Source organism: Rhizobium sp. FKY42, assembly GCF_005222835.1.
GTDB lineage: Bacteria > Pseudomonadota > Alphaproteobacteria > Rhizobiales > Rhizobiaceae > Neorhizobium.
In genome coordinates this window covers 37265-48705 of the sequence record NZ_STGA01000059.1, presented here as the reverse complement: position 1 = coordinate 48705, position 11441 = coordinate 37265, and the positions used below count along the sequence as shown (strand labels likewise).

The 11441-nt window shown below is 60.5% G+C and carries 15 protein-coding genes; 14 read left to right on the top strand and 1 reads right to left on the bottom strand.

All coding sequences use genetic code 11. From position 1 onward, the window contains the following. From E8M78_RS19380 to E8M78_RS19345, 8 genes are all read left to right on the top strand, one after another. On the top strand, nt 1-671 hold a 671-nt coding region (locus E8M78_RS19380; protein WP_205910262.1), incomplete at its 5' end, for a hypothetical protein. After that, nucleotides 668-1888, top strand: a complete 1221-nt coding sequence (locus tag E8M78_RS23600) for a hypothetical protein (protein WP_205910270.1) — start codon at nt 668-670, stop codon at nt 1886-1888. The genes E8M78_RS19380 and E8M78_RS23600, both read left to right, overlap by 4 nt. An 11-nt stretch (nt 1889-1899) precedes the next feature. After that, entirely contained in the window at nt 1900-2367 is a 468-nt protein-coding gene (locus tag E8M78_RS19370) for a hypothetical protein (RefSeq protein WP_137136613.1), read from the top strand. A 148-nt stretch (nt 2368-2515) separates the two neighbouring features. Next, a complete protein-coding gene (locus E8M78_RS19365; RefSeq protein WP_137136612.1) occupies nt 2516-2740 on the top strand; it encodes a hypothetical protein in 225 nt (74 codons plus the stop codon). 104 nt (nt 2741-2844) lie between these two features. Next, nucleotides 2845-4080 (top strand): phage tail protein, encoded by a 1236-nt coding sequence (locus E8M78_RS19360; protein WP_137136611.1) that lies wholly within the window; start codon nt 2845-2847, stop codon nt 4078-4080. A 62-nt stretch (nt 4081-4142) separates the two neighbouring features. After that, nucleotides 4143-4655: a phage major tail tube protein gene (locus E8M78_RS19355; RefSeq protein ID WP_137136610.1), complete on the top strand. Its 513-nt coding sequence runs from the start codon at nt 4143-4145 to the stop codon at nt 4653-4655. A 56-nt stretch (nt 4656-4711) separates the two neighbouring features. Next, nucleotides 4712-5077: a hypothetical protein gene (locus E8M78_RS19350; RefSeq protein ID WP_137136609.1), complete on the top strand. Its 366-nt coding sequence runs from the start codon at nt 4712-4714 to the stop codon at nt 5075-5077. Nucleotides 5078-5080: 3 nt separating this feature from the next. Further along, nucleotides 5081-7261 carry a phage tail tape measure protein gene (locus tag E8M78_RS19345; protein ID WP_137136608.1) on the top strand — a complete coding sequence of 727 codons (2181 nt, stop codon included), beginning with the start codon at nt 5081-5083 and terminating at the stop codon, nt 7259-7261. Here E8M78_RS19345 and E8M78_RS19340 read toward each other — a convergent pair. Further along, nucleotides 7258-7782, bottom strand: a complete 525-nt coding sequence (locus tag E8M78_RS19340; protein ID WP_137136607.1) for a hypothetical protein — start codon at nt 7780-7782, stop codon at nt 7258-7260. The two genes, E8M78_RS19345 and E8M78_RS19340, sit on opposite strands and share 4 nt — an antisense overlap. Nucleotides 7783-7857: 75 nt before the next feature. On the opposite strand from E8M78_RS19340, the gene E8M78_RS19335 reads away from it, so the two are divergent. The 6 genes from E8M78_RS19335 to E8M78_RS19310 all read left to right on the top strand — a co-directional run bounded on the left by E8M78_RS19335 (nt 7858) and on the right by E8M78_RS19310 (nt 11280). Next, nucleotides 7858-8301, top strand: coding sequence for a phage tail protein (locus E8M78_RS19335; protein WP_137136606.1), 444 nt, complete (start codon nt 7858-7860; stop codon nt 8299-8301). Then, nucleotides 8301-8525, top strand: a complete 225-nt coding sequence (locus E8M78_RS19330) for a tail protein X (protein ID WP_137136605.1) — start codon at nt 8301-8303, stop codon at nt 8523-8525. The genes E8M78_RS19335 and E8M78_RS19330 overlap by 1 nt, the downstream gene beginning before the upstream one ends. Before the next feature lie 2 nt (nt 8526-8527). Then, the gene (locus E8M78_RS19325) at nt 8528-9565 is read left to right on the top strand and encodes a late control D family protein (RefSeq protein ID WP_137136604.1); all 1038 of its coding nucleotides are present in this window, start codon (nt 8528-8530) and stop codon (nt 9563-9565) included. A gap of 99 nt (nt 9566-9664) precedes the next feature. After that, nucleotides 9665-10606 (top strand): peptidoglycan-binding protein, encoded by a 942-nt coding sequence (locus E8M78_RS19320; protein ID WP_137136603.1) that lies wholly within the window; start codon nt 9665-9667, stop codon nt 10604-10606. Further along, nucleotides 10606-10830: a hypothetical protein gene (locus tag E8M78_RS19315; RefSeq protein ID WP_137136602.1), complete on the top strand. Its 225-nt coding sequence runs from the start codon at nt 10606-10608 to the stop codon at nt 10828-10830. Before E8M78_RS19320 ends, E8M78_RS19315 begins: the two co-directional genes overlap by 1 nt. A gap of 123 nt (nt 10831-10953) precedes the next feature. Then, nucleotides 10954-11280, top strand: coding sequence for a phage holin family protein (locus E8M78_RS19310; protein ID WP_137136601.1), 327 nt, complete (start codon nt 10954-10956; stop codon nt 11278-11280). Nucleotides 11281-11441: the final 161 nt, after the last annotated feature.

Here is an 11441-nt window from a genome sequence, read left to right as displayed (position 1 = left end):
TCACGGACGACCACGATATCGGTTCGCAACTGTGGAATGAGGTTCATGCGAGCCTTGCAGACCGTCTGTCCGCCGTCGAAACGGCAGCAGACGGCTTTGAGGATGCAGTATCCAACGCCGCAATCGCCGCAGCGCAGGCATTGCTTGCCAATGCCGTGGCTCCTCAGATCGAAAATGTTCAGGATCTTCTGACTGCCATAGAAACGGCAATCGGCCTGGCAGAGGATCGGCTTCAAGCCCTACAAACAGGCGGCGTCGTCGCAACGAATGTTACGCTGTCGGCAATAGCAGGTTTGACCTCGGCCAATGTCCAGGCTGCTTTCGCGGAAGTGGTTTCGCTGCTGGCTGACGAGGTCACGGCGCGGAATGATGCCATTGCGGCGATCCAGATGCTGCCCGCTGAGGCGCTACTTCTCAGCGCCAACGCCAATCTGGTGGCTGGCAAGGCTTACCGCATCATTACAGCAGGCATCACGCTCACGCTCCCTGCCAATCCGGCAGCAGGCGCATCCATCCGCCTGATTGATGGCGGGGTGCTTTCCTACACGACCGCGACCAACGTCGCCCGCAACGGCAAGACCATCATGGGTCTCGCCGAAGATCTCAACCTCAATGTCCCCGGTCTCACCTGCTTGATCTGGTACAACGGCACAACGTGGATGCTGCAATGAGCAATGTTTCCCAATTCATGTCTGGCGGCAGCAAGATCCCGTACATCCGCCGCGTCATTCTGACCTCTGGTAACTTCACCGTTCCAACCGGCGTCACCCAGCTTGAAATCATGGCCGTGGGTGGTGGTGGCGGCGGCGCAAGACCTTCTGGCGGCGGCGGCTCCACGTCGAATGGCGGTGCGGGTGGCGGCGCTGCCGGTGGCGTCATCAACGTTACTCCGGGTCAAACTCTCAACATTACCTACGGCGCTGGTGGCGCTGGTGCTCAGGCAAACAATACGGCTGGCGGCGGTGGCGGCACAACTTCCGTTATGCTTGCTGGCACAACCTTGTTGACCTGCACAGGTGGCGCTGGTGGCGTTGTAAATAGTGCAACGCCTGCTGCAGGAGGCACTGGGACTGTGCATGCCTCCGTGCAAGGCGGATGGACTGCGAATGGCGGCGCTGGTGGCGCAGGCGGACCCAGCACCACCTCTAAGGGTGGGAACGGGGGAGGCGCTTCTGGCTCTATATTCGGCAACGGCGGCGCTGGCGGTATTCAATCTGCCTCCGGCGCTGGCGGAGGCGGCGGCGGCGGATGGGGCGGTCGCGGCGGAAACGCTAACAGCTCTGGAGCGGCTGGCGGCGGTGGTATCGGAGGGCGCGGCGGCGATGCAAGCACTAACCAAGGCGCGGGTGGCGGTGGCGCACTCGGCGATGGCGGCGACTCCATTTCCGAACCCGGCCTTGGCGGATCTGGCTCGCTAGGTCAGGCGCGTGGGGGGCGAGCGCGGCCTGCAGGAAGTGGCACTGAATACCTCTCAGCCGAGGCGGGTGCGGGGGGAGGCCCCTGGATAACGCTGCGTGAAATACAGGGCGGCGGCGGCGGCGGCGGGCGAGCATCGACCGGCGAAACATCATCTGGCGCCCCTGGCGGGCCTGGTGGCGGCGGTGGAGGCGGTGGGGCGATTAGTCAAGCCAATGTTGCCTTTGGTGGCAATGGCGGGTTCGGCGGTGGCGGCGGCGGTGGATCGAGCGGTACGGGTGGCAACAAGGGCGGAAATGGCGGGTTCGGCGGCGGCGGCGGCGGCGGATGTGGCGGCGGCACTGACACATCAAATGCGGGCGGAGACGGCGGCAATGGTGGCGGTGGTGGCGGCGGCGGAAACAGCAGCTCTACAAGCGCCAACGGCGGCAACGGTGGCGCAGGCGCTGTCATCATCTGGTACTCGCTCTGAGGGAGACCGTCATGTTTGCACGTATCATTGAACAGGACGGCATCCAGACCATCGCGGAAGTCGTCGAGTTTGACCCTGCCGCCGTGTTCATGCCGGAAATCGCAGCCCTCTTCGTGCCAGCTACACCGGACATGGTCTACATGGCTCGGCTGATCGATGGTGAATGGGTTGCGCCTCCGCCGCCAGACCCAATCCCCGACACGCCACCCGTCATCGATCCATCGACGCCCTTCTTCCCAACGCTCACGCGCAAGCAGCTCCGCAACGGGCTCTTGTCGATCGGCGTCACGTCGGCAGAGGTCGAAGCGCAGATCGGCACAATTGCCGATCCGCTGGAGCGCGAGGCGGCTTTGATCGACTGGCAGGATACGCAGAATTACAGGCGGGACAACCCGCTGGTGAACCAGATCGGTGCTGCCATGGGCCTACCGCCAGAGCAGATCGATGCGCTGTGGATGTGGGCAGCGGCGCAATCCTGACGCCTCAGCAAAACCATTGCTCGGATCCGCGCACATGCCCGGACACGAGCAAAACCAGTTTTCAACCGCGCGATTAAAGCACTGGCATTGCTGGGCTTTTTGCCCGACCAGAGCGAAAACACTGTCATTGCAAACGGAGACGAAAACAATGACCGAAGAACAACAGAAACTCGCAGCTTTTCAGCACCTTATCAGCGTCATGCAGCGTGATGCCGCCGTTATTCTTGAGGCGGTAGACCAGGCGGCGGAAGCCATTCGCGAAGGCCGCCGCAATAGCGCGGTCGGTGCGCTGACCATACTTGATTTGCCCCTCGAACGCCTCGCTGCGGTCAAGGCGGCGGTGATGCTAACCCACCGCATCGAGCCGATGTAACCGGCTCCACCAACCGAACCTGAAACCCGCCCATCGAGGCGGGTTTTTTGTTGCCCAAAATCCAGCGCCGAAGGGCAGGCGCGTCTTTCCGGAGACACATCAAAATGACCTCACCTGCCTTTGGCATGACTTTTACCCGCGTGATGACGGAGCCTATGCCCGTTATCGGCGCGGACTTCTCGAAAGTTCTCATCATCGATACGTCCGAGGACGCGTCGGCCTCTGAGTTTCGCACGGACGAGCCGCGCCGCTTTTCCTCCTCCGATGCGGAGGGGCTTGCAGCCCTCGGCACGGGCCTTGCCGCCGATGCGGTCAACGGCATCAACGCCCAGCTCGACAGCCTCAATCGCGGCGCGGATGTCACCGTGTGGCGCGTGCCGGAAAAGGCAACGCCTGCTCTCACGGCTGCGGCGATTGCGGAAGTGGTCAATTCCCTGGCAGAAGTGCCGCGCAAGGCAAAGGCCACGCCGCGCATCGTGATCGCCGGTCGCACGGCCTTCCGGCCAGCGCCAAATCTGGCCAGCCCCGTGCTGACGGCGCTGGAGGCCAATCTCGGCAAGATCCTCGCGGTCTCCCCGGTCGATGTGAGTGATCTTTCCTATGAGGCTGCGGTTTCCGATCGCGAGTTTTTGAGCAGCGAGCGCATTATGCCGATCGGTGTCGCGGCGCGGGTGTACGAGGGCGCAAATGTCGTCACACGGCCCATGGCTCCGCGTGTGGCGGGCCTGATGATCCGCGTCGATAATGAAAATCAGGGTCTGCCGTTCAAGCCTTTCTGCAACCGGGCGATTTACAAGTTGGCCGGTACGTCTCGCGATATTGCATTCAATCTCTTGGATGCTTCGGTCGAAGGTCAGCGCCTGCTTGCCTCGAATATCGCCATCGTCGACCAGGGCGAAACCGAGGTCGATGGTGCAGTCTCTGACGGCGGGTTCGTCTTCATCGGCATGGATAACGCCCAGACCAGCACGCTGTGGGAGCAGATCCACCAGGTGCGCGGCACGGATTACATCACCACGCAGCTCATCCGGCTTGCGCGTGAGTATCTCGGCAAGAACACGATTGATGTACCGATGGTGGAGGCGTGGATCAACTCGATTGCCTTCATGCTGCGCGACCACAAGGTGGATGGCAATATTCTGGGCTATGCACCCAAGGCCAAGATGTTCCGGAAGGACCAGAACAGCCCGGAAAATCTGCGCCTGGGCAGGCTGGCGCTGGATATCGCCATGGAGCCGGTCTCCGGTTTCAAACTGGCGGAGCACACCATCCGCCGCTACCGCGAAGCCAACGAAATACTGCTCGACGATATCATCACCGGCCTGGCTGCTGCCGCCTGATTTCCCTCATAGCCCGCGCCCTTGGTGCGGGCCTTTCCCATATTTTTTGAAAGGGTAAAGCCATGGCGCAAAAGTCATCGCTCATCATGACTATGGTCGATTTTCGCCCATCGACGGCGGCAGAGGATAGCCGGTCAACGATCCTGCAAAAGGTCGTTCTTGGCGCTCTGAAGTACAAAACCGTTCCGCATTCTTCTGGCGGTGGCGTGCTAGATGTGGAGTTCTTTTTCCCGAAGCTCGAAGCAATCCAGCTTGGCATCATGGTCAACGGCTTTGACAAGGATCTGATGCCCGGCCTGCAGGGCAGCTGGACCTTCGCGGCTGCCATGCGCAACAACAAAGGCAAGCGCGTGTCGGTGCGCATGGATGTGGAAGGCGTGATTACCGAATGGACGCCGGACGATGCAGCCCCCGGTGATTTCAAGGGCTGCAACTCATCCATCAAGCAGATCGAGCATCTTGAATTGCATGTCGATGGCGAAGAGTGGTTCTACGCCGATAATCGCGAAGGCATCATTCGTGTCAACGGCGTGGATATCACCGCCGAGGATCGCGCAGCGATTGGTATCTCGTAATCGAAGTGGGCGGCACCATGCCGCCCACACCTCCATCTCTCGACATAAGGTGAGCCATGACCGCCCTTGATCTCGATTTTTCCGACCTCTCGCCCATCGTGCCGGCTGATGACATCGAACCGGCCACCCTCCTGGAGCCGGACCTCAAGATTGAGGTCAACACACAAGCCGGTGCGCGCTCTCACGCGCTGCTGGTGCCGCTCAAGGTCAACGGCAAATGGCTGCGCAAAATCACGCTGCGCCTGCCCTCGCAGGGCGAGATCGACGACTATGTCAACGGTGATCTCGCCTCCCGTCGCGCGTTTCTGGCGCGTCTGGCCGACCTCGATCCGCTGGTGATCAAGGCGCTTCGCTGGCCGGACAGTGAGGCAGTACACCAGCTTTTCCATGATATCGTTCCGCAGTTTGTCAGCGAGGGCTAACCGATGGCTGGCAAACTCACAGCAACGATGGTCGTAGACTTAAAAGACAAAACGGGCGCTGGCATCAGCACCGCCATCGGCAATCTGGACCGGCTGAAAAGGGCAGAACGCGAGCTGGAACTTGCCCAGCGCGGGGCGCATCTTTCCCGTAAGCATCGGGCGCAGGAAAACCTGATGATTGCCCAGCAACAGGCTGCCCAGGAGCGCAAGGCGCAGATGATGATGTGGGCGGGGCGGGCTGCGACTGCTGGTGCGGTCATGGTGGCGGGCCAAGCCGCAAGCTTTAGTGCTTACGCTGATGCAGAGCGGCGCATCAATCGCATCGCTATTACCGCAGATAAGGGATTTTCCACGGTTGGCGGCACGATGCGGCAGCTGCATAAGGCAGCAGACGATGCATATATGCCGATCGACAAGGTCACCGAAGGAATGGAGGCGCTGGTAGCGTCCGGTCGATCCATGGAGGATTCGCTTGCCTTTCTGCCATCGGTTGCCATGACCGCGCAGGCGGCTGGTGCCGAGGTTGCAGATATTGGAAAGACAGCCGATGCCATGGCCGGTTCTCTCGGCATTGGTGCCGCCGATATGCAGAGAGCGTTCGATATCCTGGTGGCAGGCGGCAAGGCAGGGAAGTTCGAGCTGAAGGATATGGCGCAATACCTGCCCTCGCTTCTGCCCGCATTTTCGGCGCTTGGTTACGAAGGCACAGAAGGCCTCGAAAAAATGGTGGCCATGCTGCAGATCGTGCGCAACCAATCCGGCACTGCCGAAGGTGCGGCCACCAACCTCGCCAATGTGTTCCAGAAAATGGAAACCAAAGAAACACGCACGAAATTCAAGGAAATGGGCGTGGACATAGCCAAGGCGCTGAAGGACGCCCGCAAGAGTGGCAAGGATGTTCTGGATGTCTTTCTCGATATGACGCAGGTGGCGCTCAAGGGTGATCTTTCCAGGATCCCGCTGCTGTTTGGCGATAGGGAGATGCAGCAAGGCGTGCGTGCGCTCATTATGCAGCGTGATGCCTTGAGGGACATGACCCGAAGCCTGAAGAATGTTGATGGCTCTACCTTGCGCGATTTTGACCAGATAGCGGAGGATAGTGCCGCAAAGGTTCAGCGTTTGAAGACGCTGATGGAAGAGCTGGCAATTCAATCCGGAAAGACTGTCGCACCTACGGCCAATAAAATACTCGATACAGTCAACCAATGGCTGCGAGACAAGAACGCATTGGAGGACGCTGAAGCCGGACAGACGATTGCTGATAAAGCCCAACAGGAAGGTGAATTCAGAGATCGCTACAAAAAGCTCAAGCCTTCCGCCAGCAATCAGGAACTTAAGGACGCCTACAGGGAAGCCTTGATTCAGCAGGGGAACGGAGAGATCAAGAGCGTTTATGAATGGCTTGCGCAAAGGGATTCGATGCTTAGCCGTGGGCGTAAAACGCTTCTTCCTGCCGAGTTTCCGGGTGGTGCCAGAAACCTCAACCCCTTTGATCTTCCAGTATCCGATGTGCCCACTCCCCTGAGGCGTCCCAAAGCAGAAACGGAAGATGAAAGGCGGCGTCGGCATCTGAGGGAAGGTGAAGAGGAGACGCGGGCGTGGACGTCGCGCGGAACCTATGACCCTGATATCGTCGCGGCGGCAAACAAAGGTGGGGATGGAACAACATGGTGGCAAAGGCGCATGCGCGAAGTTTCGCAATGGCAAGATCGAAACCGTGGAGGCTTGAGTGTCGACGAATATATGAGCTGGCTATCCGGATATCATGACGATCCGAACTACCCTGTGGGTGCAGCGTATCAGTGGCAAAAGGAAGCGTTTCCTGCCTCGTCAACACAAGCGCCGGTTAGCGCCCTCGCCAGAATCATCATGGCGGATGCCCGCATTTCCCGACAGGCAGGGTTGGGCGGGAGCACGGACACCCTGCCCGGAAAGCAGGCCGACGATTTCGATATCGGACGCACCGTAAGCATTCAGGGCACGCCTGCCGTAACCCTATCCGGCACGCCATCCGTGTCGCTGGCCGGGCCTGTGACGATTGCCAACATGCCGCAACCAAATGTGACATTCAATGTCACGGTTAATGGAGCGCAGGACCCGCACGCTGTTGTTCAGGTTATGCAGCAGGAATACAATAGCGGCATGAGCGGCGTGCAGGCCTCGACCAACGGGTTCGGCAATTAGCGCCAAGGGCCGGGAATGTTGCGCTTGTAAACGCTTTTGAAGATGGCCGCTGCCTGTGTGCGAGCAGCGGCCAACCCTGCTGCATCAAGTTGTGAAAGGCATGCCTTGAGACTGGTCAGGTCCAGAGCGTCGACCTTCGTATTGCCGGACGCCGCAATCACGATACGCCAGGCGCAGGAGAGGTTGCGATTTGGTATGGCCGCGCCATAGCACCCATCATCGAGGCAGAAGGCCAGGTTTCGTTGAGCCTGATAGACCCCTTGGTACGCGTATTTTGCATCCACAAACATAGTTGCTCTGGATGGCTCACACATGGGATCATCACCCATGCATGAGGTTACTGGCGGCCTGAAACCGTCTTTGGCTTTCCAGTTTTCGTGCTTTTTCAGGAAGGCTTCCCGTGTAGCTTCATCCAGGGCTATGTCCCGTTCATTGTCGTATGCGTCTTCAGCAGACGATGCGATGGCCGTTGATGCGCACGCAAATGCAAGCGTGACGGCGACGATAACCTTTTTGATCATTCAAACATCCCCCTTTTGAAAGGGAGATGAAAACCAAACTGCCGGTTGAGAGTCTACCCTCAGAAAGAGAAAATCATGCAATATATTCTTGGTGCTGTCGTGCTCGACACGCGGCCCCTGCCCGCCGATTCCGTGCGCCGATCGGCCAGCGGCGGGCTTGTGGCAAAGCCGGTGATCGGCGGTCTCCAGCGCAAGGAGCGCACAGGCATTGGCGAGGATGATATCATCATCAGCGGCACGGCCTTGCCCTCGCGGATCGGCGGGCTCCCTCAGTTGGAAGTGCTCCACGCCATGCGCCGCGCCGGGACTCGCTTTCCGCTGATGCGGGGCGATGGCACCCGGCCTGGCTGGTACGCCATCAAGCAGATCGATGAAGAGCACCGCGAAGTGCAGCGCAATGGCGTGGGCTTCGAGATTGCCTACACCATCACGCTTGAGCAGGCGGAAGAACAGCAGGGCGATGCGCTGAATGTCATTGGCGGGCTGTTCTCGCTCTTTAAGGCGCTGGGAGGTCTCTGATGCCGGAAACATTTACCGTGCGCGGTGAGGGGCTGACGGTCGAGCTGGTGCTGCACCGCAAATATGGCGTGCGCGGGCGCGAGCTGGTGAATGAAACGCTGAAACTGAACCCCGGACTTGCAGAGCTGGGTGCGGTGCTGCCGCTTGGTGCCAGCTTCACCATTCCGGATCTGCCTCCGCAAAAGGAGGTCCGTGTGCAGCAAAAGAGCCTCTTTCGGGATTGACGATGCAGCAGTTTATCAACGGCGTCCTGTACGACCTCTCCCAGCCCGCCGTCTGGTCTATTCCGTGGGAGGTCCATATCGGTGGCGCGGATCGCACCGGCATCTTGCGCCCCTATCTGATCGATATCAGCGTGACCGACAAGGCAGGCATCACCAGTGATGCCTGCTCGCTGACGATCGACGATACCGATGGCCAGATCCGCCTCGACATGGAGGGGCTGGATATCAGCGTGATCCTGAAAGGCTATGAGGTCTTTTCAGGTGTCATCGAGAATGCCCGCAGCACCGGCTCGCGCGGTGGCGGGCGGTTGATTCCCGTGAGCGCCAAGGGCTTCGATACGCGCGGCAAGGCCAAGGAGATCCAGAGCTTTCACAAGGACGATGCCACGCTGGGCGAGTTTCTGGAGCAGGCTGCCAAGAATGCGGGCTATTCCATCCGCCTCGATCCGGCGCTTGCCAATATCAAGGCTCCCTATTGGGCGGCCCATGGCGAAAGTTTTCTGGACATTGGCGAGCGCATGGCGCGCGAGATCCACGGCACTTTCAAGCTGCGGGGCAATCAGGCCGTGCTTGTCAAGCGCGGCTCCAGTTCCTTGCCCTCTGTCGACGCGATCGTGGCCGATACGGGCGGCAATGTGATCAATTGGGACATTGCCCCCTTTACCGGGCGCGGCGTCTGGAAAAAGGCAAAGTCCCGCTATTTCGACCGCAAGGCGGCCAAGTGGATCGAGGAAGAGATCGAGATCGATGCCGGTGACGATGCTCCCGACAGCGCCAATGTTATCCGCCTGCCATCTGCCGACAAGGACCAGGCGCAGCGGCGCATCAAAGGCCGCAAGGGCGAGGCCAAGCGCGAAAAAGGCGGTGGCAATATTCTGCTCGATCTCGCTCCGCAAGCGCAGGCTGAAAGCATCCTCAACCTTTCCGGCGCAAAGCCCGACATCGACGGCCCGTGGCGCATGGAAAGTGTCAATCACCGCGCCAACCGCTCTGGCGGATCAACCACCGCCGCCGAGCTGAAAGAGCCCGGCGCGAAGTAAGCCCCTCTCCCCGCGCCTCCCACGCGGGCAGACCTGCGGCGTTATAGCCGCAAAACCGTGCGCGCTGCGCATCTCCCAACATTGCTATAGGAGGCATCCTTGCCTGTAACATCGATCTCCCCTCAAGGGAGGGCTTTCGTGCGCCTGCACGAAGGCAATCCGCTCACCTGCTATCTGGATCCGCGCAAGATCCCGACGATCGGCACAGGCTTCACGCTCCGCAGCGATAGCTGCCGCCGCGAACTGGCGAAGCTTGGCATCACAAAGCTTGTGCCGGGGAAAACCAAACTGACGGCTGCGCAGTCCGACGCCATTCTCGATGCGGTGATCGCCTTGGAATACATGCCTGCCGTTGTTGCCAAAAGCCCTGCCGATCGCACCCAGCATCAGGCAGATGCGGCTTGCTCTGCCGCCTTCAACCTCGGCGTTGCCGTGATGGATTGGCAATGGGCTACGCTGTGGCGTGCCGGAAAGCTGAAGGCCGCGGCGGATTATCTTGCCTCCCATTACAGCACCGCTGGCGGCAAAAAGCTGCCGGGACTGGTGCGCCGTCGCAAGGAAGAGGCGATGCTGTTTGAGCGTGGCGTCTATACTGGAGTTGATTCCGCCCCGCCTGAAGGCGTGCCGCGCCGAGCCACCGAGGTGCCGGTCCGCGCGCCTGATCCGGTGGTCAAGGAAGCGCAGGAGCTGCTCACCTCGGCGGGGCTCAATCCCGGCGCCATCGACGGGTGGATGGGGGCCAAGACCAAGGAGGCGGTGATTGCCTACCAGAAGGCCCACCCGCACCTGGTCGCTGATGGCGTGATCGGCCCTGCCACGCTCTCGCAGCTCCGGCGCGATGCGGGCGCTGCGCGTGAGGCTGTCGCCAAAGCTTCCAGCACCGGCATTGGTTCGGCTGTTGCCGCCTGGTCCACCGGCCTGCCATGGGGCTGGATCGCGGGCGCGGCTGTGGTCCTGGCGCTTGGTTATGTGGCTTATCGGAACCGCGATCTCATACAGCGCCGCTGGAACACGCTGCGGGGCAAAGAGGTGCCGGTCTGATGTGGCTGAGACTTAAAGCCTATGCCGTGGCATTCGGCGCGGGCCTCGCGGTTCTCGCGGGTGCCTTCTTTTACGGACGCGCTGGCGGCAAAGCCAGCGCGAAGGCGGATCAACAGGCGGCTGATGCAAAGGCAGTGCGGAATGCAAGGGGAATTGAGGATGAAGTGCGTAAGGCTGACGGCGCTGCTGTTGATGATCGGCTCTCTCGGTGGCTGCGCGACTGACGGCAGTTATTGCGACATTGCACGGGCGGTGCATCCCTCCCGGCATGACCGCCTGACGGAAGAGACCCAGCGGCAAATCCTGGCCGAGAATGAGAAGCTGGAGAGGATTTGCGGAGTGAAGCCATGAGCGAAAACTACCGCACATTTGCGGAGATGATTGACGCCTGGCTGGGCGGCGCTGGCCTAACGCTGGTGGGGGCAGCCCTTGGCCGGGTGATGTGGCACGTTCAACAGGCGCGCAAGGGCTTCCGCAAGTTTCTTGGCCGCGAGATCGTCTACGAGCTGCCGATCGCGCTTGGCATGGCCCTGATTGGCGAGGGGCTTGCCTCCTGGCTCAATCTTCAGCAACCGGCTTCCACCGGGCTGATTGCCATGGGGGCCTATCTCGGCCCGCGTGGTGCAGAGGTGACACTTTCAAGGTGGTTCGGGAAAAAGCCAGCCAGCGAGTGATGTGACACAGGAAAGCGTTGGCCGCACCAACGCTTTTTTTTCAAATGCGGCCGGACGGTTCAGCGCCGTCCGGCCCTCTCCTGCTGCCCGGCATAGGGCGGCCGCAGCTCTTGCAAGCTGCAACGGCGGGTATTGATTGCAGTCTCCCCCCGCCTGGCAAA

Coding starts and splice junctions, on each gene's coding strand:
- E8M78_RS19355 (WP_137136610.1), top strand. CDS start 4,143: ATGGCGCAAAAGTCATCGCTCATCATGACTATGGTCGATTTTCGCCCA.
- E8M78_RS19310 (WP_137136601.1), top strand. CDS start 10,954: ATGAGCGAAAACTACCGCACATTTGCGGAGATGATTGACGCCTGGCTG.
- E8M78_RS19370 (WP_137136613.1), top strand. CDS start 1,900: ATGTTTGCACGTATCATTGAACAGGACGGCATCCAGACCATCGCGGAA.
- E8M78_RS19325 (WP_137136604.1), top strand. CDS start 8,528: ATGCAGCAGTTTATCAACGGCGTCCTGTACGACCTCTCCCAGCCCGCC.
- E8M78_RS19330 (WP_137136605.1), top strand. CDS start 8,301: ATGCCGGAAACATTTACCGTGCGCGGTGAGGGGCTGACGGTCGAGCTG.
- E8M78_RS19360 (WP_137136611.1), top strand. CDS start 2,845: ATGACCTCACCTGCCTTTGGCATGACTTTTACCCGCGTGATGACGGAG.
- E8M78_RS19345 (WP_137136608.1), top strand. CDS start 5,081: ATGGCTGGCAAACTCACAGCAACGATGGTCGTAGACTTAAAAGACAAA.
- E8M78_RS19335 (WP_137136606.1), top strand. CDS start 7,858: ATGCAATATATTCTTGGTGCTGTCGTGCTCGACACGCGGCCCCTGCCC.
- E8M78_RS19365 (WP_137136612.1), top strand. CDS start 2,516: ATGACCGAAGAACAACAGAAACTCGCAGCTTTTCAGCACCTTATCAGC.
- E8M78_RS19340 (WP_137136607.1), bottom strand. CDS start 7,782: ATGATCAAAAAGGTTATCGTCGCCGTCACGCTTGCATTTGCGTGCGCA.
- E8M78_RS19315 (WP_137136602.1), top strand. CDS start 10,606: ATGTGGCTGAGACTTAAAGCCTATGCCGTGGCATTCGGCGCGGGCCTC.
- E8M78_RS23600 (WP_205910270.1), top strand. CDS start 668: ATGAGCAATGTTTCCCAATTCATGTCTGGCGGCAGCAAGATCCCGTAC.
- E8M78_RS19350 (WP_137136609.1), top strand. CDS start 4,712: ATGACCGCCCTTGATCTCGATTTTTCCGACCTCTCGCCCATCGTGCCG.